Annotated in this window: 19 protein-coding genes; 8 read left to right on the forward strand and 11 right to left on the reverse strand. The window is 66.6% G+C overall.

Annotated features, from left to right (window positions below):
- Positions 1-2: 2 nt before the first annotated feature.
- Entirely contained in the window at positions 3-707 is a 705-nt protein-coding gene (locus tag A7V84_RS14670; protein ID WP_063492168.1) for a GNAT family N-acetyltransferase, read from the reverse strand.
- A 103-nt stretch (positions 708-810) separates the two neighbouring features.
- Here A7V84_RS14670 and pdxR point away from each other — a divergent pair, with 103 nt between their 5' ends.
- From pdxR to A7V84_RS14690, 4 genes are all read left to right on the forward strand, one after another.
- The gene (gene pdxR / locus A7V84_RS14675) at positions 811-2,268 is read left to right on the forward strand and encodes a MocR-like pyridoxine biosynthesis transcription factor PdxR (protein WP_063492167.1); all 1,458 of its coding nucleotides are present in this window, start codon (positions 811-813) and stop codon (positions 2,266-2,268) included.
- A gap of 92 nt (positions 2,269-2,360) precedes the next feature.
- Complete coding sequence (gorA, locus tag A7V84_RS14680; RefSeq protein ID WP_025516531.1) at positions 2,361-3,719, forward strand: glutathione-disulfide reductase; 1,359 nt, start codon at positions 2,361-2,363, stop codon at positions 3,717-3,719.
- A gap of 390 nt (positions 3,720-4,109) precedes the next feature.
- Complete coding sequence (locus A7V84_RS14685; RefSeq protein ID WP_025516533.1) at positions 4,110-5,231, forward strand: 3-deoxy-7-phosphoheptulonate synthase; 1,122 nt, start codon at positions 4,110-4,112, stop codon at positions 5,229-5,231.
- A 110-nt stretch (positions 5,232-5,341) separates the two neighbouring features.
- Complete coding sequence (locus A7V84_RS14690; protein ID WP_025516534.1) at positions 5,342-5,650, forward strand: I78 family peptidase inhibitor; 309 nt, start codon at positions 5,342-5,344, stop codon at positions 5,648-5,650.
- Positions 5,651-5,656: 6 nt separating this feature from the next.
- On the opposite strand, the gene A7V84_RS14695 is transcribed toward A7V84_RS14690, so the two are convergent.
- The 3 genes from A7V84_RS14695 to A7V84_RS14705 all read right to left on the reverse strand — a co-directional run bounded on the left by A7V84_RS14695 (position 5,657) and on the right by A7V84_RS14705 (position 8,354).
- Positions 5,657-6,529: a ParB N-terminal domain-containing protein gene (locus tag A7V84_RS14695; protein ID WP_033534642.1), complete on the reverse strand. Its 873-nt coding sequence runs from the start codon at positions 6,527-6,529 to the stop codon at positions 5,657-5,659.
- A gap of 276 nt (positions 6,530-6,805) precedes the next feature.
- The gene (locus A7V84_RS14700; protein ID WP_231940031.1) at positions 6,806-7,690 is read right to left on the reverse strand and encodes a polysaccharide deacetylase family protein; all 885 of its coding nucleotides are present in this window, start codon (positions 7,688-7,690) and stop codon (positions 6,806-6,808) included.
- Positions 7,691-7,904: 214 nt separating this feature from the next.
- Positions 7,905-8,354, reverse strand: coding sequence for a GNAT family N-acetyltransferase (locus tag A7V84_RS14705; RefSeq protein ID WP_033534767.1), 450 nt, complete (start codon positions 8,352-8,354; stop codon positions 7,905-7,907).
- Between the two features lie 252 nt (positions 8,355-8,606).
- On the opposite strand from A7V84_RS14705, the gene A7V84_RS14710 reads away from it, so the two are divergent.
- Positions 8,607-9,083 carry a hypothetical protein gene (locus tag A7V84_RS14710; RefSeq protein WP_127070808.1) on the forward strand — a complete coding sequence of 159 codons (477 nt, stop codon included), beginning with the start codon at positions 8,607-8,609 and terminating at the stop codon, positions 9,081-9,083.
- Between the two features lie 9 nt (positions 9,084-9,092).
- Here A7V84_RS14710 and A7V84_RS14715 read toward each other — a convergent pair whose 3' ends face one another.
- Together A7V84_RS14715 and A7V84_RS14720 are read right to left on the reverse strand one after the other, a co-directional pair.
- Entirely contained in the window at positions 9,093-10,016 is a 924-nt protein-coding gene (locus A7V84_RS14715; protein ID WP_063492164.1) for a ZIP family metal transporter, read from the reverse strand.
- A gap of 81 nt (positions 10,017-10,097) precedes the next feature.
- The gene (locus A7V84_RS14720) at positions 10,098-10,721 is read right to left on the reverse strand and encodes a LysE family translocator (RefSeq protein WP_025516543.1); all 624 of its coding nucleotides are present in this window, start codon (positions 10,719-10,721) and stop codon (positions 10,098-10,100) included.
- Between the two features lie 129 nt (positions 10,722-10,850).
- Here A7V84_RS14720 and A7V84_RS14725 point away from each other — a divergent pair, with 129 nt between their 5' ends.
- On the forward strand, positions 10,851-11,312 hold the full coding sequence (locus tag A7V84_RS14725) for an Lrp/AsnC family transcriptional regulator (protein WP_025516545.1): 462 nt from the start codon (positions 10,851-10,853) through the stop codon (positions 11,310-11,312).
- 118 nt (positions 11,313-11,430) lie between these two features.
- Positions 11,431-11,610, forward strand: a complete 180-nt coding sequence (locus A7V84_RS14730; RefSeq protein ID WP_033534639.1) for a DUF3008 family protein — start codon at positions 11,431-11,433, stop codon at positions 11,608-11,610.
- A gap of 15 nt (positions 11,611-11,625) precedes the next feature.
- On the opposite strand, the gene A7V84_RS14735 is transcribed toward A7V84_RS14730, so the two are convergent.
- A complete protein-coding gene (locus A7V84_RS14735) occupies positions 11,626-12,537 on the reverse strand; it encodes a LysR family transcriptional regulator (protein WP_033534638.1) in 912 nt (303 codons plus the stop codon).
- A 97-nt stretch (positions 12,538-12,634) separates the two neighbouring features.
- On the opposite strand from A7V84_RS14735, the gene A7V84_RS14740 reads away from it, so the two are divergent.
- A complete protein-coding gene (locus A7V84_RS14740) occupies positions 12,635-13,861 on the forward strand; it encodes an MFS transporter (protein WP_033534637.1) in 1,227 nt (408 codons plus the stop codon).
- 22 nt (positions 13,862-13,883) lie between these two features.
- Here A7V84_RS14740 and A7V84_RS14745 read toward each other — a convergent pair whose 3' ends face one another.
- The 4 genes from A7V84_RS14745 to A7V84_RS14760 all read right to left on the reverse strand — a co-directional run bounded on the left by A7V84_RS14745 (position 13,884) and on the right by A7V84_RS14760 (position 18,626).
- A complete protein-coding gene (locus tag A7V84_RS14745) occupies positions 13,884-15,071 on the reverse strand; it encodes a RhtX/FptX family siderophore transporter (protein ID WP_063492163.1) in 1,188 nt (395 codons plus the stop codon).
- Entirely contained in the window at positions 15,068-15,454 is a 387-nt protein-coding gene (locus A7V84_RS14750; RefSeq protein ID WP_063492162.1) for a cupin domain-containing protein, read from the reverse strand. Before A7V84_RS14750 ends, A7V84_RS14745 begins: the two co-directional genes overlap by 4 nt.
- A gap of 46 nt (positions 15,455-15,500) precedes the next feature.
- Entirely contained in the window at positions 15,501-17,582 is a 2,082-nt protein-coding gene (locus tag A7V84_RS14755; protein ID WP_082833020.1) for a TonB-dependent siderophore receptor, read from the reverse strand.
- 186 nt (positions 17,583-17,768) lie between these two features.
- Positions 17,769-18,626, reverse strand: coding sequence for a helix-turn-helix transcriptional regulator (locus A7V84_RS14760; RefSeq protein ID WP_231886734.1), 858 nt, complete (start codon positions 18,624-18,626; stop codon positions 17,769-17,771).
- Between the last annotated feature and the right edge of the window lie 20 nt (positions 18,627-18,646).

Here is an 18,646-nt window from a genome sequence, read left to right on the forward strand (position 1 = left end):
CGCTAGGCCGCGCGCGTGATCAGGCGCTCGCGCTGGCGGCCGTCGGCGTCGAAGTTGCCCGGCTCCAGCCAGCGCTCGAATGCCGCTTTGACCGCCGGCCATTCGCCGTCCAGCAAGGAATACCAGGCGGTATCGCGTGAGCGCCCTTTATAGACCGTCGCCTGGCGGAAAATGCCCTCGAACAGAAAGCCCAGGCGCCCGGCGGCGCGACGCGACGGCTCGTTCAGGCTGTCGCACTTCCACTCGTAACGGCGATAACCCAGCTCGTCAAAGACCCGGCGCATCAGCAGGAACTGCGCCTCGGTCGAGAGCGCCGTACCCTGCAGCAAGGGCGAAAAAGTCACGTGCCCGACCTCGACCACGCCATTGGCCGGATCGATGCGCATCAGCGCGAGGGTGCCGACCGCCCGGCCGCTGGCCTGGTCGATCACCACGAAATGCAGCGGGTCCTGGCTGGCGGCCATGCGCTCGCAATGAGCCTGGTACTCGGCCAGGGTCTCGAATGGCCCCACGCCCAGATAGGTCCAGGCGCGCGCGTCCGGCGCCTGGCGATAGGCCTCAAAAAGCGCTTGCGCATGGCGCTCGGGCGCCATCGGCTCCAGCCGGCACAGCCGCCCGGCAATCGGGCTGCGTGGCGGCCGGGGACGAGGCTGCCAGTCGGGCAAGGGATCGCCGATGGGTTGATCGAAGGCATTGCGCATCACCATTGTGGACTCCAGGAGACAGAGGAAAGCTCGATGTCGCCACTGTAGGCAAGATCGTGGCATCATGAAAAGCGCCATATCATGACTATTTACTGGTGCCACGATAGTGACCGATGCCCTGACCCAGCAACTGCTGCTCGATGCCCCCCTGCACGCGCAGGCCGGTGCGTTGCAGCGTCAACTGCAACAACGTCTCAAGGACGCCATTCTGCACGGCCAGCTGCCGGCAGGAGCGCGCCTGCCGGCGACACGTCAGTTGGCCGCCGCGCTGGCGATCTCCCGCAATACGGTCAGCTTTGCCTACGAACACCTGGCCGCCGAAGGCTATCTGGTGGCTGACCGCCAGGGCACCCGCGTAGCCGCCCTGCACCTGCGACCGGCCCCTGCTGCCCCCGCGCAGGCGACCGCCACGCCGCGCCTGGCGCAGCGCACGACGCGGCTGGCGGCGACCTCGCGCGCCAACGGCCCCTATCTGGCCCTGCGCGCCGGGCAACCCGCGCTGTCGCACTTCCCCATGGCCGCCTGGCGCAGGGCCTTGGAGCGCGCCCTGCGCACCGGCCCCGAGACGCTCGCCTATGGCGACCCGGCCGGCGAGATGGCGCTGCGCACCAGCCTGGCCCGCTACCTGGGCGTCGCCCGGGGGGTGCGCTGCACGCCGCAACAGATCTTCATCACCGAGGGTACCCAACAGGCGCTGGCGCTTTGCGTGCGATTGCTGGCCGACCCGGGCGAGGCGGCCTGGGTCGAGGATCCCGGCTATCGGGGGGCCAAAACGGCTTTCCACGCGGCCGACCTCAGGGTCATTGCCAAGCCGGTCGATCATGAGGGCCTGGCCCTGACCGCCGCAGACTGGCAAGCGCCGCCACGCATGATCTACGTTACGCCCTCCCACCAGTACCCGGTCGGCGGGGTCATGCCCGCCGCGCGCCGGCTCGACTTGATCGCCCAGGCCCGTCGCCATCAATGCTGGATCATCGAAGACGATTACGACAGCGAATTCCGCCACCATGGCGAACCCATCGCCGCCATGCAAGGCATGACTCCCGACGCGCCTGTGCTGTATGTGGGTAGTTTCAGCAAGACGATGTTTCCAGCGCTCAGAGTGGGCTTCCTGGTGCTGCCCGCCTCCCTGGCCGAGGTGTGCCAGACGCCCGCCGCCGAACTGCTGCGCGGCGGCCAGCGGCATCAGCAACTGGCGCTGGCCGACTTCATCGAGAACGGCGAGTTCAGCCGCCACCTGGGTCGCATGCGGCGGCTTTACCGGGAGCGCCAGCAGGCCCTGCGCCAGGCGCTTGCGCAACGCTTTGATGTGGAGCACGAAGTGCTGGGCGGTCAGAGCGGCCTGCACCTGACCGTCAGGTTGCCTGAGCGCTACGACGACCGCCGCATTGCGTCCTCGGCGCCAGCCTATGGCATGCAACCGCAAGCCCTGTCCACATTTTCCCTGGCGTCCCCGGACAATGGCCTGGTATTGGGCTATGGCAACACTGCCAGCGAGCGCTTCGAGACGCTCGCCGCGACGCTCGCGCGCCTGGCCAGACAGGCGCGCCAGGCCTCGCGATAGGCCTGGCGATGGCCACGATTTGGACGACTGCGGCGAACGCGGTTTAATAGCACCCGGTCGCCGGCACCGCCGGCCTCGTGACAAGGATACTCATGGCATTCGAATTCGACCTTTATGTGATCGGTGCAGGCTCTGGTGGCGTGCGCGCGGCCCGTTTTGCAGCGAGTTTCGGCGCCCGCGTGGCAGTGGCCGAAAGCCGCTACCTCGGCGGCACCTGTGTCAACGTCGGCTGCGTGCCCAAGAAGCTGCTCGTCTACGCCGCCCACTACAGTGACGACTTCGAACAGGCCAGCGGTTTTGGCTGGAGCGCCGGCCACCCGACGTTCGACTGGCACACCCTGATCGACAACAAGAACCGCGAAATCGAACGCCTCAACGGCATCTATCGCAATCTGCTGGTCAACAGCGGCGTGACCCTGCATGAAGGCCACGCCCGCCTGATCGATGCGCACACGGTTGAGGTCAATGGCCGTCGCCACACCGCCGAGCGTATCCTGATCGCCACTGGCGGCTGGCCTTTCGTGCCCGACATCCCGGGCAAGGAACACGCCATCACCTCCAACGAGGCCTTTTACCTCAAGCAGTTGCCCCGCCGCGTGCTGGTGGTCGGCGGCGGCTACATCGCCGTCGAGTTCGCCTCCATTTTCAACGGCATGGGCGCCAGCACGACCCTGTCCTACCGGGGCGAGCTGTTCCTGCGCGGGTTTGACCAGGGCGTACGCGAACACCTGCGCGACGAACTGCAGAAAAAGGGCATGGCGCTGCGCTTCGGCACCGAAGTCACCCGCATCGACAAGCTGAGCGACGGCACCCTGGCCGCCACCCTTCAGGACGGCTCGCAACTCGAAGTGGACTGCGTGTTCTACGCCACGGGCCGCCGCCCGATGCTGGATAACCTGGGTCTGGAGAATACCGGCGTCAAACTCGACGAGCGCGGCTTCATCGAAGTCGATGACCTGTACCAGACCACTGAGCCGTCGATTCTGGCCATCGGCGACATCATCGGCCGCATGCCGCTCACGCCCGTGGCCCTGGCCGAAGGCATGGCCGTGGCCCGTCGCCTGTTCCGCCCCGAAGAATATCGTCCCGTGGACTACGACCTTATCCCGACGGCCGTCTTCAGCCTGCCCAACATCGGCACCGTGGGGCTGACCACCGAACAGGCCATCGAACGCGGCCACCGCGTCAAACGCTACGAAAGCCGCTTCCGGCCCATGAAGCTGACGCTTACGGACTGCCAGGAACGCACGCTCATGAAACTGGTGGTGGACGCCGATACCGACCGCGTGCTGGGCTGCCACATGGTCGGCCCGGATGCCGGCGAGATCGTGCAGGGCCTGGCCGTGGCGCTCAAGGCCGGCGCCACCAAGCGCGTCTTTGACGAAACCATCGGCATACACCCGACCGCCGCCGAAGAGTTCGTCACCATGCGCACGCCCGTCGCAGACTGACGCGCCGCAGACCGGCGCGGGCCGCAAGGCCCTGCCCCGCCTGCGCTCTGAGCCCGCCGCCCTCTTGCGGCGGGCTGTGTTTTTACAGGCACGCCAAGCGTAAGCAACGACCGACCGCCGCTGCCGCCGTTCACCGGCCCGCCACCGGACAATGCGCCGGCCCGAGCGCCGATTCCGGATTTTATGCAGGACCACCCGCCTCAACGTTCCGATCCGCTTGATGGCGGGACCGATCGTCGTGGTCCAGCGCGTGTGGATGGGCCTCGTGCCGGGCGTCCTGGCCATGCGCATGGCGCAGCCAAAGCGCACGGCCGGGTGCGCAGTCTGGGGCGGCGCGCGCCAAAGTGCGATAATGGCAGGCTATTGCGCCCGCGCGCTCGGAGAACTGCTTTGACCCGCATTGACGACGCCTCGCATGACCGGGAAGCCGGTCAGGCCGATTCCACTCACGACACCACGCGTATCGACGACACCCGCATCGGCGCGGTGCGTCCACTGATCTCGCCGGCCCTGCTGCTGGACGAACTGCCCACGCCGGCGGCCGTGCAAGACCTGGTCGAACGCAGCCGCGCGGCCATCGCCGATGTGCTGCATGGACGCGACGACCGCCTCATCGTCGTGGTGGGCCCCTGTTCCATCCACGATCACGCCCAGGCCATGGAGTATGCGCGGCTGCTCAAGGCCAGCGCCGACCGCCTGCAGAACGAGCTGCTGATCGTCATGCGGGTGTACTTCGAGAAGCCCCGCACGACGGTGGGCTGGAAAGGCCTGATCAACGATCCACGCCTGGACGGCAGCTTCCGCATCAACGAGGGCCTGCGCCGCGCGCGCGCCCTGCTGCTGGAAATCTCCGGGGTGGGCCTGCCTATCGCGACCGAATTCCTCGACCTGCTCAGCCCGCAGTTCATCGCCGACCTCATTGCCTGGGGCGCCATCGGCGCACGCACCACCGAAAGCCCCAGCCACCGCCAGCTGGCCTCGGGCCTGAGCTGCCCGCTGGGCTTCAAGAACGGCACCGACGGCGGCGCCCAGATTGCCGCCGATGCCATCGTCGCCGCCGGCGCCGCCCACGCCTTCATGGGCATGACCAAGATGGGCACGGCGGCCATCTTCGAGACGCGCGGCAATGCGGACACCCATCTGATCCTGCGGGGCGGGAAGTCCGGCCCCAACTATGACGAAGCCAGCGTCCAGGCCTGCTGCGACGTCCTGCGCAAGGCCGGCCTGCGCGAGCAGGTCATGGTGGACTGCTCGCACGCCAATTCGAACAAATCGCATGAGCGCCAGGTCGACGTGGCGCGCGACATCGCCGCGCGTATCGCCGCCGGCGAAACCCGCATCACCGGGCTCATGATCGAAAGCAATCTGCAACCCGGCCGCCAGGATCTCAAGCCCGGCCAGCCCCTGGCGCATGGGGTATCCATCACCGACGCCTGCCTCGGCTGGGAACAGACCGAACCGGTGCTGCAGGATCTGGCCCAGGCCGTGCGCCAGCGCCGTCAGGCGCGCTGAAAGAGACGCCGGCCGTCTCTCTTGTGGACGCGCGCCGTGTACAACGACGCGCGCTCCACTATCATCGACAGGCGTGCCCCGAGTCCATGTTTCCGTCTCAAGGAGTTTTCATGTACCGCAAACTGCTGCCCCTGATGCTCGCTGCCGCACTGGCCGGCTGCGCCAGCCAGAACACGTCCTCCTCGTCTTCGGCGACTGCCCGCGCCGCCGGCGACAAGACCTGCGACGCCGAAGCCATGCAGAAACAGGTCGGCAAAACCTACACCGACAGCCTGGGTGACGATATCCGCAAGGGCAGCCAATCGAGCGCCCTGCGGGTGCTGCGCCCCGGTCAGGTCATGACGCTGGAATACAACCCCATGCGCGTGAACATCATCATCGATGGTCAGGGCAAGGTCAGCGCCGTACGCTGCGGCTGACGCCCCTCAGGCATCGCCACGGCGGGCTTCCGCCAGGGCGATGCTGAGCTGCATCACTTTTTTCTTGAGCGCATCGCGCTCTTCGGTCAGGCGGACGATCACGCCGTTCAGGCGACGCACCTCGGCCGGATAGTCCTCCACCGGAGCGTCCTCCCAGGGAGGCACGGCGGCATCAGGCGGCGTCTGGCCTGCCTGTGCGGCCTGCTCCTGGGCCTCGGCCTGCTTGCGCAACTGCGCGGCATAGCGCGCGGCCTGCAACGCCTCGCGCGCCTGCCGGGCGGCTTCCCGCAGATTCTGCTTGCCGCCCTGGGCGGCCGCCTGCTGGCGCTCCTGCGGCAGGCTGGCCACGGCCGCTGCCGCATTGATCGAGATATCGCCGCTACGCACGGCGTGCACCAGTTCGGGCACCGCGCGTTGCTCGATACGTTCGATCTGCGCCAGCGTATTGCTGCTCAGCCGGGCTTCGCGCGCCAGCTCCTGGCGGGTGGGCACGGCCACCGGCTCGGCGCTGGACGCCCGCGCCTCGCCCTCGGGCGGGGCTTCACGCATCTGCAGAATCTGCTTCTTGCGCAGGGCCAGCACGCCACGCTGGTAATCCGACACGCTGCGGCGCCCCAGATGGTTGTCGATCATCCACAGCCGCACATCATCGAAAGACCGGAAGCGGGGATTCTGCATGGTCCGGAACTCCAGCCCGTGGCGGGTGCAGATCTCATAACGGTTGTGCCCGTCAACCAGCACATTGCCCCACAGCACCAGCGCATCCCGGCAACCTTCGGCCAGGATGCTTTGTTCCAGCGCCGCAAACTCGTCCGGCGTCAGCGGATCGATGTAGGTGCGCAACTCTTCATTGATTTCAATATCCATGGCGCGAAGCATAACCGCTGCCGCCGACCCTCGGGGCCGCCCGATACACCGGGAAGACGGTCTGATTGAACCTCGCCCGTCGACAGCCATCGCCGGAAATCGTCCACAGTAGCCAAGCAGCCGACGCACTCCGGCTCGCGGCCTCCCCGCAGAGGCGCCTGCCCGGGTTCTTTCTGGCTGCTGCGCAAGTCCGCCCGATTGGGCGCTCCCCTTACGGAGGCTACGGCCTCCGTTTTTTTTACGCCGCCCGTGCAGCATCCCCCAGGTTTGACATGGAGGCCGGCGCTGCTATTGCCGCCGGGCCGCCTGCCGGGCGGCCAACCGCTCGACCTCGCCTTTAGTCAGTAGCCCTGCCGCCTTGAGCCCCGGCACTTCGTAGGCGGAACGCTCGGCGGGGTAACGCAGACCGGGGATTTTCTTAATCACGGCGAGCTGCCAGATGATGCTTCCGCCCGCCGGCGCCAGGTTTGGCTGCTGTGCATACAGCGGGTCGGCAAAGGCCTTGGAAGCAGGAATGATGCGCCATCCCTTGCTGCGAAAGGCCGCCACGATGGCAGGCAGCGTATCCGCATTGAGCCGATTGGTGTGCAACACCAGCACGTGCGGCGGGCTTCTCTTCAGCACCCGACGGGCCAGGGCGTCGTAATAGCCTGCCCTGGCAAGCAGATGTGCGACATAGTATTTTCGGAACTTCTCCAAGGTTTTGGCATTGCTAACCCCCACATGTTCATCGTAGAGCATGCCGTAATACCAGTCGCTGGCCTCAATGGATGCCGGCGCGTTGCGATAGCCGTTGGACTTCATCCAACGCCGCACGCCACTGATCTTGGACATAGTGTCGCCTTCATCCAAGTAGGGAAAGCGCAGCATGCGTACGTAACCCGGCACATGACTCAGCACGTAAGCGGCCTCCTCGACATCGCGGACGAAGACTTCCCACCGGATATCGCTGCGGGACAGATTGAAATGGCTCGCGGTGTGATTGCCAATCATATGCCCTGCCTTGCCCCAGTCGGCCACCATCTTCAGTCCCATGCGGGAGCCCGTATGCTTTAACGAGGGAAAAAGAGCCGCCTTTATTCCGGACTTCTCCAGGCCTTTCAGCAATTGTCCATTCAAATGAGCCCAAGCTGCCTGGCGCTCATCCATGCCGTCATTGAAGGTCAGAGCCACCGTCTGAGCCGAGCACACAGAAGCCAGGAAAAGGGACAGGACAACAGCAAGACGTGCAAGTACGGTGGAATGGAAAGTCATCAGGCAGAAAATAAATAGCGATAGCTGGAAGGATTGTCGGCAGCCGCGTCGGCGGGCTCGGTTGGGGCCAGAGTATATCGAGCTCCCCAAACCCCTGCGTCAGCCGGCCTGCTCGGCCCATAGCGCGCACGCTTCAAGCGGCAGGCGTCCAACGCATTGCCAGCTGCGGCCCGTCCTGCCCGGCAGGCCGGAAACCCAGGCGCGCGTAGAGCCGCCGGGCCGGATTGCCACGCAACACGTTCAGACTCACCTCGCAGGCTTGCGCCTGGGCACGCACCAGCAAGCCGCGCAAGAGGGCCTCGCCGAAGCCCTGTCCTTGCCAGTCGGGATGGATCTGCAATTGCAGCAGATGCCAATGCGGCGGCGTCTCGCGCACTTTGAACAGGCCGACCGGCAAGCCGTCTCGTAGCACGATGCAGGCAGCGTCCCAATGATGACGGATCCGCGCCAGGTGAGCCGCTTCGTCCGTCGGCAGGCCGCAGCGCCGCAAATGGGGATCCATGGCAAGACGCCGCAAGGTCAGCAGAAACGGCAGATCGGCCTCGGTGGCCGGGCGCAATGCGAGGGGGGTGGGACAGGGCATGAGGCTCTCCGACAAACAGGCAGGGCGCATCGCAATCTGCGCGACGATGACGCCCACAAGGCCTTGCCTGCGTGATGGCGGCCCGGCGAGGACCATCGTAACGCCTGCGCGCCACAGCCCCTGCAGTCACATCCGGTAGCCCTTTTGCGCGGCAGCGGCGCTACATTGAAACGATGCGCTCCCCGGGCCGGCCTGACAAGCGCGGCCCGGCATCGGTCCTGGCGCGGCCGACCTTCATCGACGAGGCTTCTCATGAGACTGCGGACCTTCCCGGCCGGCGTGATGCTGGCCTTGCTGAGCAGCACGATCTCTCCCGCCCAGGCAGGCGGCATGTACTGGGGCGGCCTGCAGCTGGGCCATGGCTTCGGCTATTCGGGTGGGCCATTTTTCGGGCCCGGCTTCGGCTCCGCCGATGGCCCTTATGGCGGCAGCGGCGTGTTCATCGGCCAACGCCATGGTGGCTGGGCCAGCGGCGTGGGCCTGGGCCACGGTGGCGTAATGGTGTCGGCCAGCCAGCCGTTGCTGCCGGCCTGGCCCAACCAGGAAGCAGCCAGGGAGCTCGCGCCGATGACCCCGGATGCCGCGGCCGTAGACACCACGTCGCCGTGCGTGCGCCAGGCCATGGACGCGAGCGGGTTCGACCCCGCGAACGTGAATCCCTGGACCACCGAAGTGATGGTCCAGAGTTATCAGCGCGCGCTGCAGGACTGCCGCAACGCAGCGCCTTGAGCGCCGCGTTCAGCCCAGCGCGGTATCCAGAAACATCATCACGGCAAAGCCCCCCATCAGCCCGACGGTGGCCGCGGTTTCATGACCGTTGCGGTGGGTTTCGGGTATCACTTCGTGTGACACCACGAAAATCATGGCGCCGGCAGCCAGGCCCATGCTGATCGGATAGGCCAGCGCATAGCCGCTGGCCATCCCCACCCCGATGAGCGCGCCCAGCGGCTCCATCAGCCCGGATGCAATGGCCACCAGCACCGCCCGCCCCCGCGGCATGCCGATGGCACGCAAGGCAATCGCCACAGCCAGCCCCTCCGGGATGTCCTGAATGGCGATGGCCGAGGTGAGCGGCAGCCCGATGGCCAGGTCGCCGTTGGACAGGCTGACGCCGATGGCCATGCCCTCGGGAAGGTTGTGCAGCACGATGGTCAGCACAAACAGCCATACCCCGCCCACGCGGGCGCTGTCAGGCCCGCGCTGGCCGCTGGCCTCATGCAGATGGGGCGTGAAGTAATCCAGCCCCAGCATCAGCAGCACCCCCAGGCCCAGACCGAGCACCACGACCGCGGCAGCCCTGGGGCCTTCGCCCACCTGCAGCGCGGCGGCCTCCAGCCCCGGCAGGATCAGGGAAAAAGCGCTGGCCGCCAGCATCATGCCGGCGGCAAAGCCCAACATGCTGTCCTGGCTGCGCGTGGACACATGGCCGAACACGGCTGCCGCCAGCGCGCCCGCAGCGGTCGCCGCAAAGCCTGCCATGCCGCCGGCCAGGGCCAGCCCGACATGAGCGCGGTTTTCGCCGGTAAAGGCTTCATAGATGCTGCTGGCGCACAACCACGCCACGGCGACCAGCCCCAGGCCCAGGCCGATGGCCACCAAGGGATGCGATTGCGCCTGCAGCGCCCAGGCGCGGCGCAGGCTTGCAGGAGAAACACTGTCCATGCTGCGGTTCCTTGAATGCGGAACAGCCATCTTGCCAGAGCCGGCAGCCTGACCCAAGCGTTCCCGACCTGCCGGGCCAGGTCATTCCAGTGACAGACGCAAGGCAAACCCAAGCAGCACGCTGGAAAACGCCCAGCGCTGCACGGCCTGGGCGCGGGGATGGCTGCGCAGCCAGCGTCCCAGGCGCAAGGCGCCGAAGACCAGGGCCAGATCGAACACCACCCCGACTGCCACCAACAAGGCCCCGAGCACGGTCATCTGCAGCCATACCGCGCCGGCGCCGGGTTGCAGAAACTGCGGCAGGAAGACCGAGCAGAACAACAAGGCCTTGGGGTTGAGCATATTGCCCAGAAAACCGCGCCCCAGCGCGGCGCGCAAAGCGCGCGGAGCCGGCATCACCGGAGCGTCCAGGCGGAACGGCGGGGAACGGAACACCTGGATCGCAATCCACAGCAGGTAGGCCGCACCCACCAGCCGCACCGTGTGATACAGCCAGGGCGCGCTTTGAAGCAAGGCGGCCAGGCCGCAGGCCGACAGCACCACATGCACGATGCGCGCCATCGCCAGACCCGCCGCCGTGGCGATGCCGGGCCGTACGCCACGCCCCACGCTGGTTTGCAGCACCAGAGCCATATCGGGCCCCGGCAGCGCATAGATCATCAACAAGGCCCCGATATATAGCGACAACAGCGACAGCGAGAACATCTTCAAACCTCGAAACAAGGCCGTCATGATGCGCCTGATGAACGTCGGATATCTGGCTTTATAGACCTATTAAAGGGCAAGACTGAGTGGATTACACTGTTCAAGGTCTATTTTTTGAAGGAAAGCGGCTTGGAAAATCTCGACCGGACCGATCGCGCCATTCTTCAGGCGCTGCAACAGGATGGACGCCTGCCGATCAGCCGCCTGGCCGAGCAGGTCAACCTGAGCGAAACGCCCTGCGCAAGACGCCTGCGCAGGCTGGAAACCGAGGGCTACATCGAGCGCTACCGCGCCGTGTTGTCCAAACGCGCGCTCGGCCTGGGCGTGACCGCCTTTGCCCAGGTCAGCTTCAGCAGCCACGACCGCGCCCTGTCGGATCGCTTCGAGCGGGCGGTGCAGACCCTGCCGCGCATCGTCGCCTGCCACAACATCTCCGGCAGCGCCGACTATCTGTTGCAGATCGTGGCCAGCGACCTGGAAGAATACGGTCGCTTCGTACGCGACGTGGTGCGCAGTCTGCCCGGTGTGGCCGCGGTGGAGTCCATGCTGTCGTTGCAGGAGGTCAAGCGCGAAACGGGACTGCCCGTCTGAAGGCTGGCGTCATCGGAAGCATCCGGCTACGGGGCGTAACGGCCAGCCGCGATGCGGCGCGCTAGGCTGGAGTCTGGCGCATCACTTCGAACGCGCCGTCACGCAAGGAGGACATGCCATGCCTGCCAAATCCCAAGCGCAACAGAAAGCCGCCGGCGCGGCCCTGGCTGCCAAGCGCGGAGAAACCTCGCCCCAATCCCTGCATCCGGTGGCACGACAGATGTATGACTCGATGACACGCGCGGAGCTGGAAGAACTGGCCCGCACGCGCCGTCGGGGCAAGCCCCAGCATGTGTAAGCGCCGCCGGCGCGCCTAGCGCGCGGCGACCGGGTCAAGCGGTGCGTGCCCGTCGCGCACGGCCTGCACCAGATAATCGACAAACGTGGCGATACGGGCGGGGATGCCGCTGTTGCGGTAATAAACCGCATGCACCGGCTGGCGCGCGCCGGGCATCAGGTTCTCAAGCAGCGGCAGCAGCCGCCCCTGGGCACGATCTTCGCCCGTCATGAAGTCGGAGAGACAGACAATGCCCGCGCCGTGCAGCGCAAGCTGACGCAGCGTTTCACCGCTGGATACGCGCAGCGCCGGGCTTACGGCCGCCGTCAGCCCCCGCACAGGCCAGCGATTGAGCGTCTCCGGCTGGTTGAAGCCCAGCAAGGTGTGCCGGGCCAGGTCGGCCGCGCGGCGCGGCACGCCCTGGCGTTGCAGATAGGCCGGACTGGCAAGCAACCGCAGCCGGCTATAGCCGATCAGGCGGCTGCGCAGGGTGGAATCCTTGAGCGGACCGATGCGCAAGGCCAGATCGGTACGTTGTTCCAGGAGATCGATCACGCCTTCGTTGCAGGTCAGCTCCAGGTCGATCAGCGGATGGCGTTCCCGGTAGCCCGGCACCAGAGGCGCCACGACGTGCAGCATGAACGGCGTGGCCGCATCCACCCGCAAGCGACCGGCGGGTTGACCGCGCAGGGCTGCCATGTTTTCTTCGGCGTTTTCCACGGCCTGCTGTATGGCGCGTGCCTGCGATAGGAAGCAGTTGCCCTCCTCGGTAAGCACCATGCGCCGCGTGGTCCGGCGCAGCAATTCCGTCTGCAGCTTGTCTTCCAGGCGACCCAGGCTGCGGCTGGCCGCCGATACCGTCAGGCCCAGCTCGCGCGCGGCAGCCGTCAGCGAACCGCTGTCGACCACGGTGAGAAAGACCTGGATCTCTTCCAGGGTGATCTTCATTTTTGCACCAGAAGCAAAAGTCTTTATCTTATAAGCCTCTTTTTTGGCAAAGGCAAAAGCGCCAGACTGATTCCCTCTCCGATTTCAGGCTAGCACCATGTCTTCTCCTGCCTCTTCCCCACAAGCGCGCGCCTTCTGGCCTTTGCTGGCGCTGGCCGCCGGCGCCTTCGGCATCGGCACCACCGAATTCGGGCCCATGGGCCTGCTGCCCCAGATCGCCGAAGGCGTGTCGGTGTCGATTCCGGCCGCCGGCATGCTGGTCAGCGCCTACGCGCTGGGCGTCATGATCGGCGCGCCCCTGATGACGCTGGCCCTGTCCCACTGGCCGCGCCGCCGCGCGCTTATCTTGTTGATGGCCATTTTCACGCTGGGCAACGCCTTGTCCGCCCTGGCGCCAGGCTATCTGCCCCTGCTGCTGGCCCGTCTGGTCACCAGCCTGAACCACGGCGCCTTCTTCGGCCTGGGTTCCTTGCTGGCAGCCAGCCTGGTGCCGCCGAACCGTCAGGCCAGCGCCGTGGCAGCGATGTTCCTGGGATTGACCATCGCCAATATCGGCGGCGTACCCGCGGCTGCATGGCTGGGACAGACATTGGGCTGGCGGCTGTCCTTCGCGGCCACCGCGGGGCTGGGCCTGCTGGCCATGGCAGGCCTGCGCCTGGCGCTGCCGCCGGGCCAGGCTGGCGCCAGGCCCCAGGTGCGTGCAGAACTGGCGGTGTTGCGCCAGCCCGCCGTGCTGCTGGCATTGGCCACCACCGTACTGTCTGCCGGCGCCACCTTTGCTCTGTATACCTATATTGCGCCCTTGCTGGCTGCCCTGACCGGGGCGTCGGCCGGCTTCGTGACGGCGATGCTGGTCTTGATCGGCCTGGGATTCACGCTGGGCAATGTGCTGGGCGGGCGGCTCGCGGATCGTTCGCTGCGTCAGAGCCTGCTGGTGTTCGTCGGCCTGCTGATGATCATGATGCTGCTCTTTCCCTGGCTGGCAGGTACGCCTTTGGGCGCGGGCCTGGGCCTGCTGATCTGGGGCATGGCGGCGTTCGGCGTGGTGCCCCCTCTGCAAATGCAGGTGATGCGCGCAGCCAGCGGCGCTCCGGGCCTGGCGTCATCCGTGAACGTGGGCGCCTTCAATCTGGGCAATGCGCTCGGCGCGGCTGCCGGCGGTGCGGTGCTGTCGGCCGGACTCGGCTATGCCGCCGTACCCCTGGCCGGCGCAGGTCTGGCATTGACCGCCCTGTTGCTGGTGCTGCTGGGCAGCCCGCGGCGCGCCGCAGGGCACGGGCAGCCCGCGCCCCTCGCCTCTCAGCACGTCTGCCAGGCCGAGTGATCGACCCGCCAGATCCGGCGCTTTAACGTTTGAACGCCAGGGCCAGCACCGCCAGCGTGAACAGGGCCACCCCCAGGCCCACGCCGAAACCGCCGCCATAGCCGATCTGCGCCGCCAGCCCGGTGATCCCGGCCGAGGCCAGGATCTCGCCCAGATCGCGTGCGCTTTGAATCGCCGTCATGTCCGTGCCGGCCTGATTGCCGGCGCGGGCAAAGCGCATGCCCAGCGTCATCAGGGCCACCGATGCCGCCCCCGCGCCGAATGCCCCCAAGGCCTGGGCCCCGAACGCCGTCAACGGCAAGGGCCGGCCACCGGCCAGGCTTAGCCACGACAACGCCGCCGCCGCGCAGGACAGCAAGCCCAGGGCCAGCGTGGTGCGCGCGCCCAGACGCCCGATCAGCCAAGCGCCCAACCCGCAACCCAGCACGATGGTGACCATGCCGGCGGCCATGCCCAACCGCCCCACCGCATCCGGAGCCCAGCCCGCATCGATCAAAAACAGTTTGGACAAACCATAGGCCGATACCGCCGTCGTGGCCGACAACCCCGCCATCGCCACCAGGGGCCAGGCGCCGCGGCGGGCAAAGAAATGCCGCAGGGCTGCGCGCTGGCGCGGGTTGGCCGCCACCACCGGCTCACGCCAGCAGCCCGCCATCACAAGGCTGAAGGCAACCACGGCAGCCAGCAGCACGACCGCGCCGCGCTCGCCTAGGTAGGCGCTGAGGGCCAGGCAACCGGGTCCCCCGAGAAAGAAACCCACCATCGTGCCACCCACCTGGATCGCGTTTGCGCGAGTCAGCATCTGGCCCTGGCAATGCTCGGCCGTCAGCCCGTCGGTCGCGATGTCCTGGGTGGCGCTGGCCAGGGACGCCAGCGCCATCAAGGCCACGGCCAGGCCGGCCTGCCCGATGCCCGTTAGCGCCACCCCCAGCAGGCAGCCGAGCACCACGGTCTGCATGTGCAGAATCCAGCTGCGCCGCCGTCCCAGACGGGCCGACCAGCGGTTGTCCACCTGAGTGGCCCAGAGAAATTTCACCACCCAGGGCAGGCCCACCAGCGGCAGCCATGCCAGGGCCTGCAACGCCACGCCATCGCGGCGCAACAGCGTAGGCAGCGCCTCCATGGCCAGACCCAGCGGCATGCCCTGCGAAACATACAGGGCGGCGATCATCACGTAGAAACGCAGGGGACGAGAGGCTTGCGACATCATGGCTCCACCCGGCGCAACTCGCTGCCCTGGCTGGGCGTGGCGAAAAACAGTTGGCTCGGACAGGTCACTTCCAGTCGATGCCAGCGTCCGCGCGGCACGATCACCGACTCGCCCGCCCGCAGGCACTGGCGTCCCGCTGCGCCGGCCTCATCCATCCAATGCAACACAATCTCTCCTTGCAACAGGGTCAACAGCTCGTCACCGCCGGTGTGACGCTCCCAGACGTCGCCGTGTACGGCGGCACTGTCCGGGGCCTCTTTCAGGCCGGTCACCCAGCCCTCGAAACCGGCGCGCCGGGCTCCCAGGGCGCGAACCCGGCCATCGTCGGCCAAAAGAAAAAAATGGTTCACGGCGGCGTAAACCGCCCGTGCAGTCGACGGCATCTCCGTTCTCCTTGATGGCGTGGACGGGGCCCCGTCCACGCGCGGCTCAATACTCGGCGCGCAACGTCAGCATCACGTTGCGCGGCTCGCCATAGCGGTTATTCCAGGCCGTGCCCGACAGGCTCTGGTAGTAGCGCCGGTCAAACAGGTTGTTGACGTTCAAGGCTGCATTCAGGTGCTTGTTCACGCGCCATCCCAGCCGGGCATCGACCAGCGTGTAGCCACCCTGCCAAAGCGTGGCCGCCCCCGACACGGTCGAGAACGAGGACTGCATGCGCAAGCCCGCGCCCACGGCCAGTCGGCCCTGCCAGAGATCCGGGGTGTATTGCGACCACAGACGGAACATGTGCCTGGGCGTGAAGCTGGCGAAGGGCTGACCGCCGGCCACCGCATCGGTGAGGTACTTGCTGGTGTTGTAGGTATAGCCGGCGGACAGCGTCCACTGACGCGATACCCGGCCGCTGGCTTCCAGCTCGACGCCCCGGCTACGCACCTTGCCACCCGAAATGTAGTAGCAGGCATTGCCCACGCACGGCCAGTCCGGATCCTGCTGGGCGCGGTTCTTCTGTTTGATCTCGAACAGCGCAAGCGAGACGTTCAGCTCATCGAACTCCCCTTTGATGCCGGCCTCGTAGTTGCTGCCGCGGATGGGATCCAGGGGCTGCCCGTCACGGGTCAGCTGAGTCTGTGGCTGGAACACCTCTGCATAACTGGCATAGATCGACCAGTTGGGATCCAGCTCGAACACCAGCCCGCCATAGGGCGTGAACTCAGGATCGATGCGCTGGCGCGTGGTGGGGGCATCCTGATTCCACCAGCTCATGCGCCCACCCAGCACCACGGTCAGGGGATCGGCTACCGAAAAACGACCCATGGCATACACGCCCTGCTGCTTGACCTTCGTCTGCCCCGGGGAGCGGTAGGGGCCGGTGGCCGGCTCCGGCACACCATGCGGATCCCAGTGGAACACGTCGACCGGCACGTTCAACGCCGGCAGCAGCGCCGCAGTGTGTTGCTCGCTGGTGACCCGCTGCACATTGCCCCCGAGCACCAGTTCGTGCCGGCGGCCGAAAAGATCCAGGGGGCCGGTGGCGTAGGCGTCCAGGCTGGCCTGGCTATTGTCGAACTTGTAGGCCCCACCCATCAGGCGCGAGCCCAGCCCGGTTTCACGGTCGATGGCCCCATACGCGCCGGCGTACTTGAGCTTGCTGTCGGCCTTCAGATAGTTGGCGCTGATCTTGGCCCGCCAGCCATTGCCGAACTGATGTTCGATATCCGCAAACCAACGGGTGGTGTTCCAGTCGAAGCGATCCCAGTCGACGTCCAGATAGGTGGAACGCTTCAGACCGATGTCGCCCCCGTCGGCGTAGCGAGGCACGCCTGCCATGTTGGTGATGGAGCGGATGCGCTGGTGTTCGACGCCAGCGGTCAACACGGTATCAGGGCTCAGGTCAATCTCGCCTATGCCATAGAACAATGCCGTCTTCTGTTCCGCGACATCGTAAAAATAGCCCCGGTCTTCATAGGCCGTCACCAGCCGGCCCCGCACGTTGCCGCGCTCGTTCAGGGGGCCGCCCAGGTCCGCCTCGGCGCGGTAGCGGTCCCAGCTGCCAGCCTGCACGCTGCCACGGAAGGCAAACTCGCGTTGAGGACGCTTGCGCACCAGGTTGACCGTGGCGGCCGGATTACCGGCGCCGTGCATCAGGCCGTTGGCGCCGCGCAGGATCTCCACCCGCTCGTAGACCGCCATATCCTGGGGCGCGGCGGCCATGTTTCCCATCAGGACCGGCACGCCGTCCTGCTCGAACGAGTCCACCTTGAAGCCACGCGCGTAGTAGGCCGTGGTCAGCAGCTGATAGGGCTGAACCGTAATGCCGGTGGCGTGCTGCATGATCTCGTCGAGGCTCTGCAGGTTCTGCTCCTGCATCTGCTGTTGGCCGATAACGCTGACCGATTGCGGAATTTCACGCAGGCGCAGGACCTGCTTGCCCAAGGTGGCGCTACCCTCCCCGGTGTTTTCGTCCTGCCCGCTCACCTTGACCGGCGCCAGCGTCGCCGTCTGCGGCGCCTCCTGTATCACGGACTCCGCGTGCGCGGCGCACGCCAACATGGGCGCCGCCAGCGTCATGGCCAGCCAGGCCGGCCCGGACCCGGCCCGCAGCCGGTGTGGAGAATGGATTGGCACGCTTCTTCCTCGCTATTGATTGAGATTCGTTCTCAATCAATTTTAGAAAGAGCCCGGCTTTCGTATTGGCGATTGCGGAAGTATTGATGGCGATTGCGGAAGTATTTCCGCAATCCTGAGGACCGCGTTTCAGCGGCGCAATTCGCTGGGGGCGATGCCGTAACGGCGCCGGAAGGCCTTGGTGAAATGCGAGTCCGTATAGCCGCAGGCATAGGCCGCCTCGCTCACGCTCATGACGCCGGCGGCCAGCAAGGCGTGCGCGCGCTGCAGTCGTTGCTCGCGCACATAGCCATAGACGCTTTGGCCGAACAGGCGGCGAAATCCCAGCGTCAGCTTGTTGACATTGATGCCCACGGCCTGCGCCAGCTCAGGCAGGGTCGGCGGACTCTGCAGATTCGCCAGCAGACGTTCGCGCGCCTGCTGCAGCCTGTCGCAATCGACGCGCGACAGGCCCGCGCCGGCCTGCGCCTCAACGCTGCCGGCCAGCGCCAGCGCAGCCAATTCCATCGCCTTGCCCGATAGATAGAGGCTGCGCAGCGAGTCAGGTACCGGGCATTCCAGCATCTGGCGCCCGACGGCCAGCATGGCCGGCTCGGCTCGGCGGTTTTGCTCGGCATAGGGGCCGGCGACTGCCCCCAGACGATGCGCCAACTGATCCGGGTCCAGACCGCAACTCGACGCCAGTTCCTCGAAGGAGCTGCGCAGCGACACGAAGCGCAGCGCCCCGCTCAAGCCGAACTCATGCTCTAGCTGCAAGGACTCGCGGCACAGGCTCTGATGCAACGATGGACCGTTGACGCTGCGCGGCGCGCCCCCGGGCAGGCAATAACGCATTGCGCCGTCGATCACCAACACCAGCTTCCAACCTGGCTCCAGGGATTCGGCAACTTGCCGGGGCCCGGAAAAATGCAGCGTGCCGCCCGCCACCGCCAGGGCGGGACGGCTGGCGGGCAACGCGCAATCGAGGGAAGAAGCGTCAGCGCTCACACCAACACACCGATCGGACC

Source organism: Bordetella trematum (genome assembly GCF_900078335.1).
Taxonomy (GTDB): Bacteria; Pseudomonadota; Gammaproteobacteria; order Burkholderiales; family Burkholderiaceae_B; genus Bordetella; species Bordetella trematum.